At 39.4% G+C, this 21,372-nt stretch carries 18 protein-coding genes; 8 read left to right on the top strand and 10 right to left on the bottom strand.

From position 1 onward, the window contains the following. Window positions 1-33: 33 nt before the first annotated feature. Window positions 34-3,651, bottom strand: coding sequence for a chromosome segregation protein SMC (smc, locus tag V7K98_RS17395; protein ID WP_335023943.1), 3,618 nt, complete (start codon window positions 3,649-3,651; stop codon window positions 34-36). 672 nt (window positions 3,652-4,323) lie between these two features. On the opposite strand from smc, the gene V7K98_RS17400 reads away from it, so the two are divergent. Further along, a complete protein-coding gene (locus V7K98_RS17400) occupies window positions 4,324-4,962 on the top strand; it encodes a restriction endonuclease subunit R (RefSeq protein WP_335023945.1) in 639 nt (212 codons plus the stop codon). 177 nt (window positions 4,963-5,139) lie between these two features. On the opposite strand, the gene V7K98_RS17405 is transcribed toward V7K98_RS17400, so the two are convergent. Continuing rightward, window positions 5,140-5,598 carry a BON domain-containing protein gene (locus V7K98_RS17405; protein ID WP_335023947.1) on the bottom strand — a complete coding sequence of 153 codons (459 nt, stop codon included), beginning with the start codon at window positions 5,596-5,598 and terminating at the stop codon, window positions 5,140-5,142. A gap of 279 nt (window positions 5,599-5,877) precedes the next feature. On the opposite strand from V7K98_RS17405, the gene V7K98_RS17410 reads away from it, so the two are divergent. From V7K98_RS17410 to V7K98_RS17420, 3 genes are all read left to right on the top strand, one after another. Next, window positions 5,878-6,039: a hypothetical protein gene (locus V7K98_RS17410; RefSeq protein ID WP_335023949.1), complete on the top strand. Its 162-nt coding sequence runs from the start codon at window positions 5,878-5,880 to the stop codon at window positions 6,037-6,039. Between the two features lie 20 nt (window positions 6,040-6,059). Further along, window positions 6,060-6,980: a ribonuclease D gene (locus V7K98_RS17415; protein ID WP_335023951.1), complete on the top strand. Its 921-nt coding sequence runs from the start codon at window positions 6,060-6,062 to the stop codon at window positions 6,978-6,980. A 366-nt stretch (window positions 6,981-7,346) separates the two neighbouring features. Continuing rightward, entirely contained in the window at window positions 7,347-8,207 is an 861-nt protein-coding gene (locus tag V7K98_RS17420) for a tetratricopeptide repeat protein (protein WP_335023953.1), read from the top strand. A gap of 99 nt (window positions 8,208-8,306) precedes the next feature. Here the strand turns inward: V7K98_RS17420 and V7K98_RS17425 are convergent, their stop codons facing one another. Together V7K98_RS17425 and V7K98_RS17430 are read right to left on the bottom strand one after the other, a co-directional pair. Continuing rightward, a complete protein-coding gene (locus V7K98_RS17425) occupies window positions 8,307-9,875 on the bottom strand; it encodes a sodium:solute symporter family transporter (protein WP_335023955.1) in 1,569 nt (522 codons plus the stop codon). A gap of 165 nt (window positions 9,876-10,040) precedes the next feature. Beyond that, window positions 10,041-10,316, bottom strand: coding sequence for a DUF485 domain-containing protein (locus V7K98_RS17430; protein WP_335023957.1), 276 nt, complete (start codon window positions 10,314-10,316; stop codon window positions 10,041-10,043). Window positions 10,317-10,839: 523 nt separating this feature from the next. Here V7K98_RS17430 and V7K98_RS17435 point away from each other — a divergent pair. Beyond that, the gene (locus V7K98_RS17435; RefSeq protein WP_335023959.1) at window positions 10,840-11,448 is read left to right on the top strand and encodes a site-2 protease family protein; all 609 of its coding nucleotides are present in this window, start codon (window positions 10,840-10,842) and stop codon (window positions 11,446-11,448) included. Window positions 11,449-11,562: 114 nt separating this feature from the next. Here V7K98_RS17435 and V7K98_RS17440 read toward each other — a convergent pair whose 3' ends face one another. The 4 genes from V7K98_RS17440 to V7K98_RS17455 all read right to left on the bottom strand — a co-directional run bounded on the left by V7K98_RS17440 (window position 11,563) and on the right by V7K98_RS17455 (window position 17,066). Beyond that, entirely contained in the window at window positions 11,563-12,954 is a 1,392-nt protein-coding gene (locus V7K98_RS17440; RefSeq protein ID WP_335023961.1) for a hypothetical protein, read from the bottom strand. A gap of 377 nt (window positions 12,955-13,331) precedes the next feature. Then, entirely contained in the window at window positions 13,332-15,002 is a 1,671-nt protein-coding gene (locus V7K98_RS17445) for a phosphatidylglycerol lysyltransferase domain-containing protein (RefSeq protein WP_335023963.1), read from the bottom strand. A 40-nt stretch (window positions 15,003-15,042) separates the two neighbouring features. Then, complete coding sequence (locus V7K98_RS17450; protein ID WP_335023965.1) at window positions 15,043-15,951, bottom strand: alpha/beta hydrolase; 909 nt, start codon at window positions 15,949-15,951, stop codon at window positions 15,043-15,045. 137 nt (window positions 15,952-16,088) lie between these two features. Beyond that, the gene (locus tag V7K98_RS17455; protein WP_335023967.1) at window positions 16,089-17,066 is read right to left on the bottom strand and encodes an alpha/beta hydrolase; all 978 of its coding nucleotides are present in this window, start codon (window positions 17,064-17,066) and stop codon (window positions 16,089-16,091) included. Between the two features lie 137 nt (window positions 17,067-17,203). Between V7K98_RS17455 and V7K98_RS17460 the strand changes: the two genes are divergently transcribed. Both V7K98_RS17460 and V7K98_RS17465 read left to right on the top strand, forming a co-directional pair. Beyond that, window positions 17,204-18,154: a lysylphosphatidylglycerol synthase domain-containing protein gene (locus V7K98_RS17460; protein ID WP_335023969.1), complete on the top strand. Its 951-nt coding sequence runs from the start codon at window positions 17,204-17,206 to the stop codon at window positions 18,152-18,154. Window positions 18,155-18,395: 241 nt separating this feature from the next. Beyond that, window positions 18,396-18,785: an agenet domain-containing protein gene (locus V7K98_RS17465; RefSeq protein ID WP_335023971.1), complete on the top strand. Its 390-nt coding sequence runs from the start codon at window positions 18,396-18,398 to the stop codon at window positions 18,783-18,785. 272 nt (window positions 18,786-19,057) lie between these two features. Here the strand turns inward: V7K98_RS17465 and V7K98_RS17470 are convergent, their stop codons facing one another. Continuing rightward, complete coding sequence (locus tag V7K98_RS17470) at window positions 19,058-20,134, bottom strand: RNA-guided endonuclease InsQ/TnpB family protein (protein WP_335023973.1); 1,077 nt, start codon at window positions 20,132-20,134, stop codon at window positions 19,058-19,060. A gap of 10 nt (window positions 20,135-20,144) precedes the next feature. Next, window positions 20,145-20,795, bottom strand: a complete 651-nt coding sequence (locus V7K98_RS17475; RefSeq protein WP_335023976.1) for an IS607 family transposase — start codon at window positions 20,793-20,795, stop codon at window positions 20,145-20,147. Between the two features lie 137 nt (window positions 20,796-20,932). Here V7K98_RS17475 and V7K98_RS17480 point away from each other — a divergent pair, with 137 nt between their 5' ends. Then, on the top strand, window positions 20,933-21,322 hold the full coding sequence (locus V7K98_RS17480; protein WP_335023978.1) for a hypothetical protein: 390 nt from the start codon (window positions 20,933-20,935) through the stop codon (window positions 21,320-21,322). Window positions 21,323-21,372 lie beyond the last annotated feature (50 nt).

Consider the following 21,372-nt stretch of genomic DNA (forward strand, 5'->3'; position numbering starts at 1 on the left):
CCGGTTTATCCATACACTATTATTAACAAAAAATCAAGCAGATGTATTGGATGATTGTAACTTAATCCCCAAAACTTGAGTGTAAGCTCCTCGTGCTTGAGTAACGCCGATTGTGCGTTCGGCTGATTCTATCATCGGACGGCGCAAACTCACAACTATAAATTGCGCTTGTTGTGATTGTTGCTTAATCATTCTAGCTAATCGTTCTACGTTTGCTCCATCTAAGAACATATCTACTTCGTCAAAGGCGTAAAAGGGCGATGGGCGATAGCGTTGCAGGGCAAAGATAAAGCTCAAGGCTGTAAGTGATTTTTCTCCCCCAGACATGGAAGCTAGGCGCTGTACGGGTTTACCTTTGGGGTGTGCGACTAAATTTAGTCCACTGCTAAAGGGATCTTCGGGATTTTCGAGTTGTAAATAGCCGTCGCCGTCTGAAAGAATGGCAAAAATTGATTGAAAGTTTTCATTGACGGCATCGAATGCTTCTTTAAAGGCAAGTTGCCGCAATGTGGTAAAATTCTCAATCCGCAAAAGTAATTCGGTGCGTTCCCCTTCTAGTGTTTCTAATTTTTGCGTCAGTTCTTGGAGACGGTTTTGAGTGCGTTCGTATTCTTCCAACGCCAGCATATTCACAGGTTCCATCGCCTGTAAACGTTTGGTAAGCGATCGCAATTCTTTCTGCAATTCTTCCAAATCTACTTTATCTGGAACTTCCGGCAAGGGATTTGGTAATTCTGCTCCCATATCCCGTAACTGGCTTTGCAGTGCAATTAGTTCCTCTCGCCGCTTCTCTTGGGTTTCTTTGAGTTTTTCGATTTCCCATTGCAATTGTTGTTGGCGCAAAAGGTGCGATCGCACTTCCAATTCTGTAGTGTCGCGTTTTTGTTTTTCTTCTCCTAAATTTTGTTCCATTTGAGTCAACATCACGCGGGTTTCGCCGATTTGCTCGACTATCGTTGTGATTTGTGTGGAAACGCGATGAATCGCGTCTCTACAAGTGATTTGTTGGGTTTCGTATTCTGCGATGCGTGTCTCTGCTTCTTGGATTTTTTCTTGCGATCGCTGTTGCTGATTTTCTAAATTTTTTAATCTTTGTTCAGCTTCGCGTAATGCTGTCTCCCGTTGTTGCAATTGTTGCTCTTGAATTTTAATTGTCGCCTGGATTTGTTGCCATTCACTGGGAGTTTGGGATGCTTCCAACTCTGCTAAAGCGTGTCGCAATTGTTGCAACTGAGTTTCTTGTCCCGGTAATTCCCGATCTAAAATTTCCAATCGGGATTGAGCGGTGGCTAACTTTTCGCTGTTTTGGGCAAGTTGCGATCGCGTCCCCTCTAATTGCGCTGTTAAACTCTTAATGTCTTTCTGCAACTGTTCCAATTGCAATTGCTGTTCGCGCCGCGCCTGACGCGCTTCTGCGAGTTCTTGGGTGAGTTTTTTGGCTCTGGCTGATAAAGTTGCGATCGCTTCCGTACAACGCTCTAAAACCCGTTCAATATCCACCAAACGACTTCTCAAAGCGATCGCTTCATCAGATTCTGCCGCTTCCGCATTGCCAAACCGCAATGCTGAACGATTGCTGTTACTACCACCTGTCATTGCACCACTAGTTTCCAGCAATTCCCCGTCTAAGGTGACGATGCGATATAACCCTAAGTTTTTCCGCGCCGCTTCAAGGCTGGCAAATACTACTGTGTTACCAAAAACATAGCTGAATACATCTTTGTAACGGCGATCGCAATCGACTAAGTTCACAGCATAATTAACGAAGCCACTAGCGAAACGCAGCGTTGCATCTTGAGTAAATTTCGGAGCGTGAATTTTATTCAGAGGTAAAAAAGTCGCTCTCCCTGCACGTTTCTGTTTGAGTAATTCAATCCCGGCTGCGGCTACACCATCATCTTCCACCACAATATGTCCCAAACGTCCACCAGCAGCCATTTCCAAAGCTAGTTGATGCCGAGGTTCCACCTTTGCTAACTGCACAACTAAGCCACAAAGTCCAGGCATTCCCGATTGTAAAATAACTTTACTAGCTTGGGTTCCTTGGACTTCTTGCTGTGCTTGCGCTTGCGCCTCGATTTTATCCAACTGGCGTTGTTTTTCCCGTTGTTCAAAAAGTAACCGTTTTTGCGTTTCCTGTTGGATTTGCAATTCTTGTTCTGTGGCTGAGAGATTTTGGGCTAAATTTTGGATGGGTTCACTAGAGGCGTTAAATTCTGTTTCAATTTGACTACAGTCAGTTTGTTTTTGGGCTAATAGCGGTTCGTCGCGTTCAATTAACTGAGTTTGTTCTGAAATTAATTGCTGTAACTGATTATTGCGTTCCGTGAGTTGTGCTTTTTCTGTACGTTGCGGTTCTAGAGTTTGCAGCAGAGTTTCAATTTGACGGTTGAATGCCGTTTGTTGCTGCACCCACGCTTCTGAAGCCGAGGCGATTTCGGCGGCTGCTTCGCGGGATGTTTCTAAGGCTTGGTACGCTTCGTTTCTTTGTTGTTGTGAAGACGCGATGAATCGCGTCTCTACAATTTGTGTTTTGGCAATTTCTTCTAGGGAATGACGGTGTTTCTGAATCTCTTGCTGAGTTTGAGTCAGACGTTTGGCGGTTTCTTGGGAAGCTGTTTCTAATTCTGTTAGCTGACGTTGGAGTTGTTTTCGTTCTGCTTCTTGGGTGGCGAGGGTAGATTGTACCGCTAAAAGTTCATCTTCTCCCAATGCTTTGACATGGGTATTGAGTTGTTCAAGTTCAGCAGTTTTTTGGACGATTTCGGAATTTAGATTTGTGAGTTGAGTTGAGAGTTCACTAGAATTGCGATCGCCTGCTTGAATTTCGTGAACTAACTTTTCTTGTTGTGTTTGTAGCGATCGCCATGATAAAACAGCTTCCCAGGATTGTTTCGCCAGAAATTCTGTGCGAAGCTTTTGATATCTCTCAGCTTTAGCCCGATCTTGGGAAAGGCGATCGCGTTGTGCAGTTAATTCTGTTTCAATAATCCGACAGCTATCTTCCTTTTCCTTCACCTCATCTAAAGTTGACTTAGCTTGAATGATTTTGCGATCGAACGCCGCCACCCCCGCCAATTCATCAATAATTTCCCGTCGTTCCCGCGTATTCATCGAGATAATGCTGGTGACATCCCCTTGCAGCACCACATTGTAGCCTTCAGGATAAACCCGCAGGTTACTTAGTTCTTCGTGCAGCTGCGTCAGCGTGCAAGCTTCACCATTGATATAGTAATTCGACGTGTAACTCCCTTGGTGAGTTACTCTCAGCCTTCTGGTAACACTCCACTCTGTCGATTTTGGATTTTGGATTTTGGATTTTGGATTTTCTTCCTCATCTCCCTCACTTTGCACCTTTACGGATTGAGGTAAGATATCCTCCCCAGATAAATCAAATGTCACAGTGACACTAGCTTCAATAGAAGCCCGTCCTTTGGAGGTTTGGGTGTTATTTACCAAATCTGGGAGGCGATCGGCTCGCATTCCCTTAGAACTGGAGAGTCCGAGGCAAAATAGCAGTGCATCTAGAATATTAGATTTACCGGAACCATTTGGCCCAGATATGACAGTACATCCCGGCAGCAAAGGGACTGAGGTAGTACCGCCGAAGGATTTGAAGTTGGTAAGTTCCACGCGCTTGATATGAACCATAGGCGCTGGTTAACTGGGCTAATGAAGAACAAGTGTATCAACTAATTAAAAATTCGCAAGAGGGTAGGGGGGAAAATTAGGGATTATCGAACCGCAGAGGCGCAGAGAACACAGAGGGGGGAAGGAGAATAATGTTTCAGAGAAAAGCGCAATACTGCTAGAGTTGGTACGAACATGAGATTTAATTACACGCGCTCAACAGCAACTAGATCAACTGATTCCAGTTTTATTTGATATAAGTAACTGTAAAAATAATTCAACAAGTTGGCGTTGTTAAAGGCATTATTATCAGTTAATTCCCATTTATTGCAAGAGTATCTTAGAGGGTGTTTGAAAAGTTTTGGGCGAATATAATTCGCTACTATACAAGCAAAGTCCACCTCCGTAGACTAACCAAAAATCAAGGTTTTTAACCCACGAAGGTGGGTTTTCTCTGTGTAGCCGCGAATTATATTCGCCCAGGCAAGTAAAAATTTAGACTTTTAAAACATCCTCTTACATACTTTATAAGATAATTTTATAGGTAAACATAATAAAATAAATTATGCAACCAAGTTAAGTTGGTAGGAATAAACAATGAAAAAAGCATAGGAGAATGACTCTCAAATATCTGCTGGATGAAAATGTTGCCCTCTTTATCAAGTTCAACTTCAACGAGGAAAGAGTAAATCAATGACAATTACTGTAGATGCAAGAAATCTTAGGCTGAAAGATGTTCAAAGCCTTCTGAAATTAAAAGAACAGTTAAATGACTCATTTACATCATTACTCTCGCTAAAAAATATTACAGAATTTGAACACCAGGAATTACAGGTAATCCGTAAGACATACCATGAATACTACTCAGAAGGTAAAATTTCCGAAGGACAAGTAAAATTTCTCTTCCTTGCACCATTAATGAAGTTAGCTGGTTTTTATCAACCCATTATTAAAATTACATTAGAAGAAAATATTGCTGACATCTACGTAGAAGATGAAGATACGAATATCAAAGGAAGGATGGATATTTTAGCTGTTAGTAAAACTCAAGAAAAGATAGTAACTACACCTTTTTGGATACTAGTGATTGAATCTAAAAATAGTACATTTAATGCTTTAGAAGGATTGCCACAATTGCTCACCTATGCGTACAAAAGTCTAGAAAATCAAACATCAGTTTGGGGGGTGACTACTAATGGTATGGATTACCAGTTTGTCTATATGCAGCAGGGGAATCCTCCCATTTACCAATTATTGCCAAAACTAGATATAACTCGCTCTACATCTTCAATTGAGTTGTTGCAAGTCCTCAAATCAATCTGCCAGTTGTAGTTCAATTTTCTTCTATCTTTTTAAAATCTATAGTGAGGGGTTTTCTCTTACTAATTTCTCACCCTTATTTAAGTGAGATAAACAGGATTTACGTCTGCGTAAGTCCTGTTTATTTTTGATAACGATGACAAGCTGATTTAGCTAGTCTAGTATTAACTAAAAGCTTCAGTTATTCTTTTATGGCTTTTTTACAGTTTCAACTTTTGCTTCCACTTTCACCGTTTTCACCCCTTGAACTTCTTTAGCCAAAGTTTCAGCTTTCTTGAGTTCTTCAGCAGAAGTTGCTGTACCTTTGAGGATAATTTCACCCTCTTTGTTTTCAACTTGTAACTTATTGCCTGGTAAGCCTTTGTTCAACTTTGCGCTAACTTCAGTTTTTAAGTCACTTTTAACTTTTGTTGCTGCTGTTTTTTCAGAACCGGCTTTAACTTTAGTATCTGTGCCAACTGCTAAAGGAGTTGTTTGTATTCCTGGAACTTTGGCAGTTTCATTTGTTTGCGAAGCTGGTTTTGCTGGTACTTGAGCAGCTTCATTAGTAGTGCCAGGAGTTTCTGAACCAGTTTTAGGAGCCTCTTGGCAGCCAAAAGAACCAACTACCAAAATACCACTAACTAGTAATAGAATTAGCTTTTTCATTATCTATCTCCGAATTGATTACTGGAAGCAATTAATTTGTGTGTCATGGTGAGGAGCAGATGTTAAAAAGCAATTAAATGTGAAGTAGCAAAAGTGCCCAAGCAATTACTCAGTTTACTGGAAATTAAAACTTGGACGATTTCTTTCGGCTAAGATTTTGCAGCCATTTTTGAGAAGCGCCAATTCAACTTTATTGACGGTTGCTAATCAATATGGTTCCGTATGCGGTCTATAGCTTTCTATGAATTTAATGTAGATGCGCTATTTGAATGATAAACTATGCCGCCTTACAGTAGTGACTCGATGTTATCAGATTTCAGTCAGTTTGGCGATGTTGAAACGTATTCAACTCAAAAATTCAGCGTTTTTGCAATCCTGTGCCAGCAAAATTACCAACAAAATGTTACTTTAGAAAACTATGGCTTACTTACAATGCCCTAAATATCAGGAAATATTAGCCAATGCCATATCTTACTTCCGCCCGCGAAATTAGTGCCATTGTTGCTGAATATACCAATGCAAAAATACTGTGGATCGATACAGAAGTCGCCGACTATAAAAGTCGTAATCCTAGACTATCACTGATTCAGGTGTTAGATGATTCTCAAGATATGAGTGGCGATCGCGTCTACCTTTTAGATGTGTTAGATCAGCCCCATATTATAGCTGAATTTATTGAAAAAGTTATGATAAATTCTGCCATTGAAAAAGTTTTTCACAACGCCAGTTACGATTTAAAACTTCTCGGTAATAAGAAAGCTAAAAATATTACTTGCACTTTGGAAATGGCAAAAAAAATTCCCTACTATCTTTTGCCATTACCTAATTACCAACTCAAAACCATAGCTACGGCACTTTGTAGCTTTAACAATATCGATAAACAAGAACAAACAAGCGATTGGGCAAAACGCCCCCTAACAGAAGAACAGATAGAGTATGCTTACCTAGACTGTATTTATCTTGCTCAAATCCACTTAAATTTGTTAGGTTTACAAGCTCAAGCCAGCCCCGAACCCATTACAGAAGATTTAATATCACTAAGTACTAGATATTCACAAATTGAACAACAATACAAGTTGTTGAATTCAGAATTTGAGCATTTGCAAGAACGCATCAAAAAAGCCATGCAAGCTCAGAATATATCTGAAACTTCTTATCATAAGCTGACTAGTTACGATCGCACTACAATCAAAGCTACTTTCTCAGAATTGGCAAGGCTAGCCCAAACTCAAGATATTGATTTAGATTTTCCTGTCACACTAACTCAGAAACTCCAAAAAGATTTAGGGACAAATCTGGAACAACTGTCTGTAGATATTGAAAAAACTACCTATTGGCGACTAACTTCTAAAACTCAAGAGAGCGAAACAGAAGATGAGTAAATTGTCTATAAGGCTACAAATGTCAGAATTTATGGAGTGACTATTTAAAACAAATCTTAATATTTCAAATATATTTTTTCAAAAAGTATCCTAAAAAACATGACTAACAGTAGTTTTCTGTTCAGAAATCGATTGTCAAGAAGTAGAGTGATGACAATAACAAAAAGTAGGATTGACAATTTTTATACTTTATAATTCAGATTTTTTATTTAATATAACTATGAAAGAAATATATTGAATATCAGGTAAATTTGTTAATTGACTTTAAATGTCTATCAAAAGTTAGAATGACAATTGAGTTAAAGAATTAAAATCTAGATTTTTGTACTAAGTGTGTTCCGGTGTTATGGCAGTTTATATTAAATTATGAGACGGCGTTTATTTAGGCAAAAGCGAACAAGGGTAAATCAAATATTTACCATAGCTATTTTTACTACATTGACAGCAATTAGCAGTGTTTCTTGTAGCAAGAATGATAATGTTTTGGTGACAGAAATAGGAGTTAGTACACCTAGCCGTCGTTCAGCTACAGCTTCCAGAGGTGGGGAATTCTATCTTCAGGGAAAGAATCAGCATTTGAACGGCGATTTACAAGCTGCGATCGCATCTTATGGTAAAGCAATTAGTCAAAACTCTCAATATGGCGCAGCTTACAACGGGCGGGGATTAGCCTACTTTGATTTGGGAGACAAAGAAAAAGCGATCGCAGATTACAATCAAGCCCTCCGCATCAATCCTAACGACGCTGAAGCTTACAATAACCTGGGAAATGCCCGCGCTTCACTAGAAGGTAACAGAGAAGCAGTGAAAGATTACAGTGAAGCGATTCGCCTTAATCCCAACTACGCCGAAGCCTACAATAACCGAGGAAATGCCCGCGCCACCAATGGAGACAAAAAAGGGGCAATAGACGATCTCGATCAAGCGATTCTTCTTAACCCCAAATATGCGATCGCTTATAATAACCGAGGAAATGCTCGTGCTGCCAATGGAGATCCAAAGGGTGCGATCGCAGATTACAATCAAGCCATCCGCCTCAACCCTAACTTTGCCCCTGCCTACAATAACCGAGGAAACGCCCGCGCTACCAATGGAGACAAACAGGGCGCACTCAAGGACTTACAACAAGCAGCAAGCATTTTTCAAAGTCAGGGTAACAACGACTTGTATCAACAAGTGATGAAAAATATCAAAGAGCTTGGACAGAGTAGGCAAACAGGGCAGTAGGGAGTAGGAGAAGATGAGGGAGAAGAATCAACCAATGCCCAATGCCCAATGCCCCATGCCCCATGCCCAATGCCCAATGCCCAATGCCCAATTCCCAATTCACATCCCAGAACCAATGTGAATGCGATCCTCAACTTCTGCAAATTTTTCCTGTGCTTGTTGTTCAGTAGTCAATAGTGAAACGACAATTGCCACAATAAATGCTAGGGGAATAGTAATTAGTCCCGGATTTTTTAGTGGGAAAGGTGCAGAAGCGTGCTTGAGAATCGTTACCTGAATAGTAGGTGATAAATAAATCAGCAGCAACGAAGAGAAAGTACCGACTAACATACTCGCAACCGCCCCGCTAGTGGTGAAGCGTCGCCAAAGCATTGATAGCAGCAATGCTGGGAAGTTGGCACTAGCTGCGATCGCAAATGCTAAACCTACCATATAAGCGACGTTTTGTCCTTTAAACAAAATACCCAGAAATATCGCCACTAAACCCAAAACCATTGTCGCACCGCGAGCTACCTTCAGTTGTTCTGACTCGTCAGCATGACCAGATCGCACCACATTCACCCACAAATCATGAGACAATGCAGCCGCCCCTGAGAGTGTCAACCCCGCTACAACCGCCAAAATTGTCGCAAAGGAAACAGCAGAAATAAAGCCTAAGAAAGCATCACCACCGAGAAATTCTGCCAACATCGGTGCAGCCATGTTACCACCAGTCCCAATTTGCTTGATAGCATCTTGCCCTACTAGCGCCATCGCTCCAAAGCCCAGGATGAAGGTAAGGAGATAAAAAACGCCAATAATAGCTGTGGCGTAAGTAACAGAGACGCGTGCTGCTTTAGCGTCTGGTACTGTGTAGAAACGCATCAAGATGTGGGGTAATCCGGCAGTGCCAAACATTAACGACATCCCCAAGGAGATGGCATCAAAGGGATCGGAAACCTGTTTCCCTGGAGCTAATACACCTGGATACTTGTCTGCGGCGGCGGCGAAAAGAGCGAGTGGGTTAAAACCAAATCTTGCCAGTACCAAGATAGCTAGCAAGATAGTTCCGCCCAGCAACAGAACTGCTTTAATAATTTGCACCCAAGTGGTGGCAATCATGCCGCCAAAAATCACATAGGCCATCATCACACAACCGACGATGACCACGGCTAATTCATAATCAAAGCCAAATAGTAGTTTAATTAGCTCCCCAGCCCCTACCATCTGGGCAATTAAGTAAAAGCTAATCACTGCCAGCGTTCCAATGGCAGATGCGATGCGAACAGGTTTTTGTTGTAAACGATAAGCCACTACATCGGCAAAGGTGTATTTGCCTAAGTTACGTAATGGTTCCGCAATCAAAAACATCACAATCGGCCAGCCCACCAGGAAGCCAATAGAATAAATTAAGCCATCAAAGCCGTTGAGTGCAACCAGCCCAGTGATACCTAAAAAGCTAGCTGCACTCATAAAGTCTCCTGCTAGGGCTAGCCCATTTTGGAAACCACTGATATTACCGCCAGCCGTATAGAAGTGGGCAGTATTTTTGGTCAGCTTTGCCGCCCAAAAGGTAATACCTAGAGAACTGACAACAAACAGAAGAAAGAAAGCGATCGCTAACGGGTTAAACTTACCAAGACTGGTAATATCCGCCGCTAGTGGCAGATCCAACCACACACTATTCATGCTTTTTTGGTTTAGTATTTTGGATTTTGGACTAGAAATTGCTAATAGCTAATAGCTATTGGGCATTGGGCATTGGGCATTGGGCATTGGTAAAAAATAAATATTCTTTTTTCCCTACTCCCTCATCCACCTCATGCCCCATGCCCCATGCCCCATGCTCAATTTTCACTTGCGTGTCAGCCTTGCAATTTGGTCGTCGTAACTGCTATTTGCCCAACGCACATAGATAAAAATTAATACCCATGCTGAGACAATTACCAGCGCCCCTAGTAAAATTCCCAGGCTGAGGCCAGGAACTACTAATGATCCCAATAGGGGCTTATTGAATGCGATTAGTAAGATAAAGCCAAAGTAAATCAACATCATGGCTCCACTGAGAATTAGGGATACCCGCCAACGTTCAGCCGCGAGAGCCTGAAGAGCCTTTGTGCGATCGTTCATGTCTTCGTTTAGGTTGAGAAGATTAGGTCAGATTGTCTCATTGAAGTTGATTTTTGCATAACTTTCTTAAAGATTATTAGTAAATATATTGCTATTTCAGGTAATAAAATTAACCTTGCAAAGTGATGTAACAAAATAACAAAACAATAGCGCCTCTGTTTTGAGGCAGAGACACATAAAACTATAGATGCAGTTAGACACAAATAAAGCTGATCTATCTGTAATTCATGACTTCTAATCGTGTAGTCTATTACACCACTATATTTATTACAAAGCTCAGTACAAAATCTTTATATACTAAAAAATACAATAGATACGTAGTTGCCACCAGGTTTTAAAATCCTTCAAGTGTTATGAAATATTTTTTTAAGCTATCAAATCAACTGAGATTAATAAAAATAGTAAATTTTGATTCCTAAAATATACCAGAAATCACAGTAGTCGATTAAGTAAATATTCTAATAACATTTATACCAGGAGCTTGTTATTGCACAAATAGGGCATTACCAAAATTTAGTAAAGTATGTTTATAAAAACACTCATCACAGAGCCGATTCTTTTTTTCAGAATCGTTTTAATTGTCATATTTTCCATCACTTTGCATGAACTTGCTCACGGCTGGGCTGCTATGAGTCAAGGAGATAATACTCCACAAAAAACTGGTCATCTTACGCTTAATCCTCTAGTTCACATGGGCAAAGAATCGATTATTTTTCTGTGCCTCATGGGTATAGCTTGGGGACAAATGCCCGTAAACCCCTCTAATTTTCGCTCTCCCAAGCTAGGTAATATTTTGGTATCCGCAGCTGGGCCATTATCAAATCTGGCTTTAGGCATTCTATTTATTTTAGTGCTGAAATTTATCTCTAATCAGAGTCTTACAGGATTTTTCAGTGAGGAATTTATTTACTTAGCGGCTCGGATAAATTTGACCTTATTTCTGTTTAATCTGCTGCCAATTCCACCACTAGATGGCTTTCATGTTTTCAGTGAGATTTTTCCTCGGCTAAAGCCACTGCAATATACTCAATTCGGAATTTTTGCAATGATGTTTCTATTTATAATTCCAGAATTTGGGACGGGACTTAGTGATATGACTGATTTAGTTATCCAGTCGGTGCTTGGGGGATAATCAGCAGCTTCTTTAAGTAAAAATAGATTATTTATTCATATAGTAATTTTATTTTTTTGGGATAATTTAAACCGAAACAACCCCGATTTTTTAGTCCATCGGGGTTGTTTTTGTTTATGAAAGATTTAGGATAGGCACATTTTTACTGTAATATTCAGTTTTGGCATAGATGCTGATTATACTATCACCAACTGCAAAAAAACTGCCATCTTGCTCATTTTTAGAAAATTGCAAATTTGGGTATTTAACAGTAGCTTCTTCAGCAGTCATAGGTTTTGCTTCTATTTGCTCTGGCAATAGTCCTGTACAACCAATGTAAAATACCAAAGGAGAAATTTTATCTTGGTAGATATTTTCTACATATTTCTCTAGCTTGTTATTCGCTGCCGTCAAAGCTGCGATCGTTTCCTCTTTGCTGATTTGCTTACCAGTTTGTTTATCCTGAAATAACTTCGCCAAACTATCAGCACCAACTTTCTTAAGAATACCTAAAACTATGCCATTTTGTTCAAGCCCAAGAAAATCATCAAAAATTGGTTTCATTAACTCGTCAACTTTCGTAATCTTGGTACGTGATGAAAGTAACCTGTGCCTAACAGCAATATTATCATTAAACATCATCTCAAAACTCGGATTAATAATAATTTCTCCAGTTTCCCGATCGTAAAGACGATACATTCTATTCAGAAATTTGTTTGCCGAGGGGAACTTACTCAGGTTTAGAATATCTTGAGTGCCGATATCAATTTTATAGCTCAATCTTGAGTCAAGAGTACCATTAAACAGAGCTTCATGGATATTTGCATATTCATTAGTTGTAGGGAAATTGATGTAAATATTCTTGGAGAGATAGTGATTTTTAAACTCATCTAACTGTGGTGCTATAAATACATCTGATTCCTTTTTTAAGTGAGCAGAAATAATACTAGTAAGCACTTTAATTTCTGCAAGTTGATGGAATACTCCATCAATACTACTGTAACGACTATCAGAAGCTACAAGCGGTAAGTTATCTAGATGGATAGAATATTCAGTATGGAAGTCAAATTTTTCTGCATCTAAAACACCCTTTTCTTTGAGCAAATCAAAAGCTTTTTTACTACTAATTTTGACTTGTAAGGACTTTATGTTGATTTTACCATCACTTACAATTGTGTAGTTATTAAAACTATTGAGATTATTTACCAGTAAACCTGCTACTTCAAGAGTGGGGGTTTGATCTTCAGATTTGGCAAGTCTGACTTTCCGTTTGATAAGCATATTGATAGTAGCAGTATTTCGGTTAAACTGAAACTCTCCCATACCAACATACTCAGCATTATCTATATATTCTGTTTGCAGCCAAGGTTGAAGCAGTTCTCCATTTTCGTTTCTCACACCTTTAACCCGTTTGATGCTTGTTCTTTGATAATGTTCTTGTAGATGTTTGATGTTGACGATAATATTGTTACGATATTCTGCAAAAATCCTGATGAGTTCTAGCAGACAAATTTGATTATTTGTCATATTGTCACCTTCCATCTAAAGGTAAATAATCACACAGTAAATTCATGCCAAATATATGCTAAGACAAAGGATAGAATACCCTTCTTAAAGGTAAGGCAAACTTCCGTCTAGTGGTATGTCAAACCCATTTTGACACTTGGAGAGACGCGATAAATCGCCGTCTCTACAGAAGATTTATTCGTCAATTATTTCTTGATAGACTACTAGCTACTATGAAGGTTTACTTATTACAAACTTTGGGCATTTCCTGCCAAACTTAGCATTACATACTCACCGGATATTCATTGCTTTATGGTACAATTATACTATAAAATGTTGATTTGTGTCATATTGCCCTGGAATGAGGTGTTATGGCGTTAGCACCAAAATAGATGCTTTTACGCTCCAGGTTTGAAATAATCAAAAAGGCGATCGCCTGAATCTGCGCGAATCAATGCTACAACTACATCTGGTAAGGCAGCTAAACTGGGGTAAACTAAATAACGCGGTTCCCAGCCGGGGCGGAATTTGTCTTTGTAGGCGTGTAGTCCCTTGAAGTTGTAGAAGCGATTCAAATGCTCGTAAAGATAGTGCAATACTCTCTCTAAGCGGCGTGATTCTGGGTTATCTCCAACTCCCGCCAGGGCGGAAAGACCGAAATTAAAGCTGTCGTAACCACACTCTTTAAAATGCTGAAGTAGGGAAATAAATAGAAAGTCCATCGTTCCATTCTCAAGAGATGAGCAATGTCGCATCATGTCAATAGTTGCTTCGTTGAGTTGGTACTCGCGGAGAATGTTGGCAAAAGCGCTGATATTACCTTCAGGATTATGCACCACAGCAATCTCACACTCTCGTAAGTAAGCTTCGTCAAACCAACCTAAAGAAAATTGTTTTTCCGAACCTTGTACCATCTTTAGCCATTCATCACTCACAGGTTTGAGGAGGTGCAATAAATCATTGGCGATGGGCGGTTGGTAAAATTCGATTTGATATCCCAGTTTAGTTAAACGATTGATTGATGGTCTAAAGTTTTTACCTGCCTTACCTTGTAATGTAAAACTTTTTAGATCAACGATCGCTTCTTCTCCAATTTTGAGTACCTTAAATCCCAATGACTTGTAAAGCTCAACATCATCGGGCAAAGTTTGGTAAAAGCCTGGATACCAGTCATTGCGCTGGCAAAACTGCTGGAAAGCAACAATTGTCTCTTTGCGTTCTTCAATAGGGCCGATGGGATCTCCTAATGCGATCGCGCCCCTTCCCTTGGGAACATAAGCTATTACACTATTACCAGTAGGACTAAAATAATAACTCTTATCATTTAAGAGTGCGATCGCTGCTAAAGAAGAACGTCCATATTGCTCGACAATATCTTTAGCTCTTTTTCGCTCATTTGATGTTGCTAAATTACGCCAAAACACAGGTTGCAATAACATTACTATTGCATACGTAATAGTAACTGCGGCAATAATATAGATAGAATTAGCAAAAAATTCTCCAAATCGGCTCTTTGGTTGTAGTCCCCAATTATCCTCAGTGAAGAACATCGCTAAAGTCTGAAGTACAGATTCACGCAAATTAAAATTTTCTGAAAATTTGTTGTCTAATAAGTAAAATCCAATAGTTCCGTATGCTAGGGTAAATAGCAAAGCACTGACCAGCACTCTAACTCCCCGTGCGATCGAAGGACGGTCTGATTGCGCGGTGAAAGAATGGCGCATCAAAATCAATTGCATCAGCAAAACTCCAGAGAGGAGACTTTCTTCATAGTCCAATCCCTTAAGTAAATGGCTGAGAATAGAAATTACTAGTAAAGCAACGGTCAGTAACCAAGCTATTCTTTTTCGGCGTAATAAGTTAGTAGCAAGTGTGAGTAGAATAAACCCCGTCAGTGCTGCAAATACATGACCAGTGGCACGAATTTCAAATGGTAAAAATTCTTTCAACCAGTGATTCCGCCCATAGAGGTTAGGTGTCACTGCTGACAACAAATTTACTATTCCCACTAAACCTGTAAGGAAGGCTGCACTCCAAAGTCCAATCTTAGTTTTTAAATTATTAGTCATTAGTCATTAGTCATTGGTTTTGGTGTTAAAACAGACGCGATTAATCGTGTCTACTAACTTTTTTAAATTGTTCACCTACATAGAAGAGGGAATCTTTAAGATGCTTGTGGAAGTAATTCCAGCCTATATTAGCACCAGACAAACCATGACCTCCTGGAAATGCATAAAATACGTGAGCAATGCCTAATTGATTTAAGGTTACGCTGAAGGCTTTGGTAGAAGCCAACAAATTAGTATCGTTCAAACCTGCATCTAAGTAAACACGCAATTGCTTTCTATCTTCAATTGGTAGCTGTTGCACAATTTGTTGGGGACTATTTTGTGAACCGCTATTATCAGTAAAATAACCGCTATGGCTAAACAGAATATGGAAAGTGTTGAGATGGCGTAATCCTATATTAAAAGCTCCCCATCCCCCAGAAGACAAACCTCCCAGCGCCCAAGACTGGGGTTCTTTTAAGGTGCGGTAGCGCGACTTGACAACTTGCACTAATTCTGAACCAATTAAAGTTCCTATTTTGCCATTCGGGCCATCATAATAATCGGGGTCGTATAAAGGACTCGAACCGCGATTATCATTACCATCAGGTGTAATCACAATTGATGGCGGTAATTTTCCATTTTGATAAAGTTCATGCAGTATATCTAAAATTGCATACTTGTCAGCATAAGCACGGGCATCATCATGACCACCATGTAGCAAGAATATCACAGGGTAACGCTTTTGCTGATTTTTGTTATAGTTAGGCGGCAAAATCACGCCGTAGTTGCGGACTGCACCCATCGCTTGAGAGTTGAAGGTTGCTAATTGAAGTTTTAGCCCGGTATTTGCCTCTTCTTGGGGTGGGTCTAGTTGTGGCGCACCTAAGATAAATACATAATAATAACCAACAGTAGTCAGGAGTGCGATCGCTCCTAGCAAACTAATTAATAATTTAGAAATCTTCATATTTATTTAACATTGAAAAAAACACCTTCATTAGAACTTACTATAGTTAACCTGCTGACAAATGGCAGCATAGTTTTCTAAATTGATGTTTAAATATCAATATTTTTCTCAAATAAAATTATTTATCCTGGAAATTGCTAATTATTTGGAGTCCTTTTCTTTTGATTAACACCTAAATTACCAGTCATGTTTGCTATTTGAGCAGATTTAAACTGTTCCCCCACAAATGTCAAAGAATCGGCTAAATGTTCCCGCCAGTATTGCCAAGTGTGACTCCCAGGAAACTGACGAAGCAAATTATAAACTTTTAGTTCGCTTAGTACGTTAGAAAAGTTTTTGGCTTCGTTGATTTCTTCAATATCTGCTGTACCTGAATCTAGGTAAATTCGCAATCTTTTTGTAGCTGATGTGGGAATGTTTTTAATATAAACTATTGGGCTATTTGTAGGGCCGCTTTTATCTTGAAAATAACCACTATGACTAAATAAAATTGAGAAGTGTTTCAGGTTGTGTAACCCCACATTCATTGCACCCCAACCACCAGAAGATAAACCACCTATTGCCCAAAAATCAGGATTATTTATTGTCCGATAACGATTTTGCACAACTTTTACTAACTCATCACCTACGGCTGTGGAGACTTTCCCGTTAGGGCCATCGATATATTCGGGATCTCGGTAGCGACTAGAGCCGCGTTTGTCGTAGCCATCTGGTGTAATAATGATGCTGGGTGGCAACTTACCTGTAGCATAAAGTTGTTCCACTGTTTTGAGAGCTTCTCCCTTTTTTTGAATAAACCAATCACTGGGATAACCATGTCCGCCGTGAAGGAGAAAGATTACAGGATACTTTTGTTTTGGGTTTTGTTCATAGCCAGGGGGTAAAGAAACGCCGTAAGTGCGATTTGCACCCATTAATTGACTATCGTAGGTTTCAATTTTATAAGTTAATAAAGTTGCTGAATCGCCAGTATTAGACCGATTTGGAAGAATGGAAGGTGTTGTAGGTAAATCTTGCTGTTGCGGTGGTTTTGCTACGACATTTTCAGATAAATTACAGGCAACTAGGGTTAAGACTGAAACTAGCAAAAGAATTTTTGATTGTTTATAGTTCATCTTTGAAGGGCATTAGACAATCTGTGATCATAAACATTAACTTTACGCAAGTAATTTGTCAATGTTGTGTCAACAGGATGGAAACTTTGCGACTTGTTGTAAGTTAAAAGTTAAGAGTTAGGATAAGTTTCTTTAGGATGCTTAAAAAACTACAACTTAATTTCAGCACACTGTTCGGCTTATCGCTGTTGGTGATTTCTGTGGTGGCGATCGCTAACGAACTGCACGAGTATAATTATCGTGATATCCTCAACTCTCTAGCTGCTATCCCCAAAAGCCGCTTAAGCTGGGCAATTTGGCTGACAGCCTTGGGCTATCTAGTGATGATTGGGTACGATATTTTAGGTTTTAGTTACATTAATCGTTCCCTAAACTGGAACAAAATTGCTTTAACCAGCTTTATTAGCTCTGCCTTTAGTAATACTATTGGTTTTGCCCTACTGACTGGTAGTGCTATCCGTTATCGATTTTATACTACTTGGGGAGTGTCAGCAGTTGCGATCGCACAAGTAATTGCTTTCGCCAATTTTACTTTTTGGTTGGGGATGTTTGCCGTTGCAGGTTGCTTGTTCCTCATCAATCCGCTCAAAATTCCCACTCAACTACATTTACCTTTTGCTACTGTGCGTCCCATCGGCGTGATTTTTCTGCTATTAGTCGCTGGTTATTTGCTAGGAAGTATTTTTATTAAACAACCGTTAATAATTCGTGGACAAGAATTTCGATTTCCTGATTTTAAGATATCCCTTATCCAAATAGCAATTTCTGGTTTTGATTGGATTTTAGCAGCAGCAGTTCTTTATGCTGTGCTTCCCGGTAATATATCTTTGTCCTATCTGGACTTTTTGGGTATCTACTTACTAGCGATGTTTGCAGGTGTTGTTAGTAATGTCCCCGGTGGTTTGGGAGTATTTGAAACTATAATTTTGCTGATTCTCTCATCTAAAGTTTCGGCGGCGGCAATTTTGGGTTCAATGCTGGCTTATCGGGGAGTCTATTATTTTTTACCTTTGTTAGTAGCATCGGGTTTGCTAGGAATTTATGAAGTTAGATCCGGTAATTTAAAAAATATCAATAATAAACCCTGAAGTCTAGTTTCAGTATAACTACGAGCAACAAGATCCCCGACTTCTTTAAGAAGTCGGGGATCTAAGATTTTTGTTTATTTTAAATGCGATATCTTCACAACTAACGGCGAAAATTCCTAATTTTTGCTGAGGCGATCGCTAATTCAATTCCATAACAATAGTAATTAGTTGGAAGCTTTGAATTAGATTTCCATAAATCATCATCAAAATTCCGTTTTACTATTTGAGGATAGAAAGAATCATGAAAAATAAAGTATTGTTTGGTGCTATTTTCATGGCAACTTGGGTAGGAACATTAATACCTGGCGCTTTAGCTGCCTCACCCTGTTCTGTGGGACAAAAGGCTGAGGTTTTTTGGAAGGAAACATGGTATCCAGCAACGGTACTTAAGGTCAAGAATGAGCGTTGCTATATTACTTATGAAGGTTATAGTAGTTCCTGGAATGAATGGGTTGGTACTCAACGCTTTCGGGCATCATTTCAATCTGGAGATGCAGTGAGAATTTTGTGGAAGGGGAAATGGTATAAAGGGAAGGTTTTAGAAGTTAATAACGATCTTTATAAAATTACTTATAATGGCTACGATAGCTCTTGGGATGAGTGGGTTAAACCTTCTAGAGTAAGCAGATAGAGAATATTTCACTTTTATAATTCGGGAGGGACGATTTCATCTGTTGGAGTCGTCCCTTTAATTTGTTTTATAGTGGTTCTCCGTTGAGTAGGTACTGAACCTCACCCCCAACCCCTCCCCGCAAGCGAGGAGAGGCTATGATGTACCTTCTATGATTAGGAAACGCTATATAATTCATTTTGTTATTTGCTGCTATATAAATGCTAGACAAGTCTAGACATTTATTTCTTACTTCACTGGGAGCATGGGAGCGGTTATCCCTCAGTAAGCTTTCAAGGTTTAGCCAACCTCGATAAATTTATTGCTGCGTTTAAATCCCTGTCCATTGAATGACCACAACTACCACAGTTATAGGTTCTTTCCATAAGTGGCATCTCTTGAATATGCCCACACTTTGAACAGGTTTTACTGGACGGATACCAACGGTCAGCAATTATTATTTCGCAACCAAATTTTTTAGCTTTATATTCTAACTGGCGCTTGAACTCATGGAAGCCACAATCAGCTATCACCTGAGCTAATTTATGGTTGGCTAGCATACCAGAGATATTCAAATCTTCTACTACTATTTTTGCGTGGTTTTTGCATAAGAAAGTAGTGATTTTATGGAGAGTATCTTTTCGGAGGTTTGCTACCCTAGCATGATGTTTAGCGAGTTGAATTTTAGCTTTATATCTGTTGTTAGAACCTTGATTTTTTCTAGCAAATGTTCTAGATAACCTTCTGAGCTTTTCTAGATTGGTTTTGTAATGTTTGGGATTAGGAAAAACTACGCCAGTAGATAGCGTAGCTAGTTCTTTAACGCCAACATCAACTCCAACTACCTCATGTTGTTTAATAGTTGGAGTATGATTTTGTTCGTAAGCAAAAGCAATAAACCAACTGTCAGCAGTCCGAGAAATAGTAATATGAGTACAAATAGTATGTGGCAAGCCTTCGTAAGTTTTGACCCATCCGATTGTAGGCAGTTTTATTGACTTACCTCCAACAGGGATAGGCTTACCACTAGCATCAATAGTAAAAGAATCGTGATGACCTTTCTTTTTAAACTTAGGATATCCGCCTTTACCACTAAGAAATCTAGAGAAAGCATCCCCCAGGTTGTCGAAAGCGTATTGAGTTATCTTTTGGCAAACTCCCTTTTCTTTAATCCATGAAAACTCAGGTTTAACATGATTGTTGAAGAACTTTTTAAGAATATATTTATTAGGCTTCAATCCATCGCTATATAAGTCTTTCCAAGTAGCTAAACCCCAGTTGTAGGTAAACCTAGCAATCCCAGCATGTTTACACATTATTATTTCTTGGGCTTTACTTAGTTTTAACTTTGTTTTGATGGATAAAAGCATTGTTTCGACCTCAACACTGGATTTCTTTGTTGTCTAATTCTGTAATATCTTGTATGGGTTTGTCAATAGCCTTTTCAAAAGTATCTTTAAGTTCTTTAGAATAGTTCCTTAACCCGTACAAGCGACAAGAAAAACAATGAATAATTGCCATTAAATCTTCTACAAGTTCTTGTTGAGGTGAAAGAGATTCTTGATTCGCTACCACTATTTCACAACCTACTGAGGTTGCTAGTTCTTGAATAAATTCAAAGGCAAATCTGCACAAGCGATCCTTATGGGCTAATACGAGGATAGAAACTTCACCTTTAAGAATTGAAAAAATAATAGATAAAAATTTCTTTCTTTTAAAATTCAATCCCCCACCAATCTCAGAAATCCAATCATCAACAGCTAAACCGCGATTTAGGCAGAATATTTCCATTGCTGATATCTGATTTTTTAGTTCTGGCTTTTGACCACTAGAAGACACGCGACAATAAACAATTACTTTTCGCTTTGCAACAGTTGGCTTTAATCCTTGAGCTACCAATAAATCATCTTCAGTATAAAAACGATGTCCCGATAAAGTTCTCAAGGCTGGGAGTTTTCCTGCGGTATCCCATCTCTGTAAGGTTTTAACGGATACTCCGATCTTTTGTGCAAACTCATGAGGCTTAAACATAAAAACACTTATAGGTTTGTCTATAAGTGTATATGTTTGTCTATTTTATTGCCAGCTAAGTTAACTCTCTTCATTAGGTGTTTTGAGGCTGTTAAACTGAGAACCATAAGTAAAATCTCGTGTGTTTTGGGAAACTTATGGAGCCAGTATCACTTACAGCAGCTGCGATCGCAACCTTGGTCATCACCAAAGCCTTTGAAAAAACTGGTGAAGTTCTGGGTGGAAAGGTTTTAGAGCAAGGCGGTAAATTATTCTTACTGCTGAAACGTAAAGCACCTAATACGGCGAGTGCTATAGAACTGGCTCAAACACAACCGCTAGATTATAGTCAAGCTTCTTTGGTTGAGCAGGTAGAAGAAGCGGCAAAAAAAGACCCTGAAATTGCTCAAGCTGTTGAGGCGGTGGCGGATACTGTTAAATCTCAACCTTCTATTATCCAGAATTTTACGAACACCGTTCATAAAAATTATGGCGGGAATGTCGGGAACGTTGCTAATGACAACCGCAATCAAACCTTTAATTTCTGACTAAAGTCGCCTGAAGGGGAACGGGCAAAGTTAAATCCCCCGACTGGAAC

The organism is Nostoc sp. (assembly GCF_036917435.1).
Taxonomy (GTDB): Bacteria; Cyanobacteriota; Cyanobacteriia; order Cyanobacteriales; family Nostocaceae; genus Nostoc.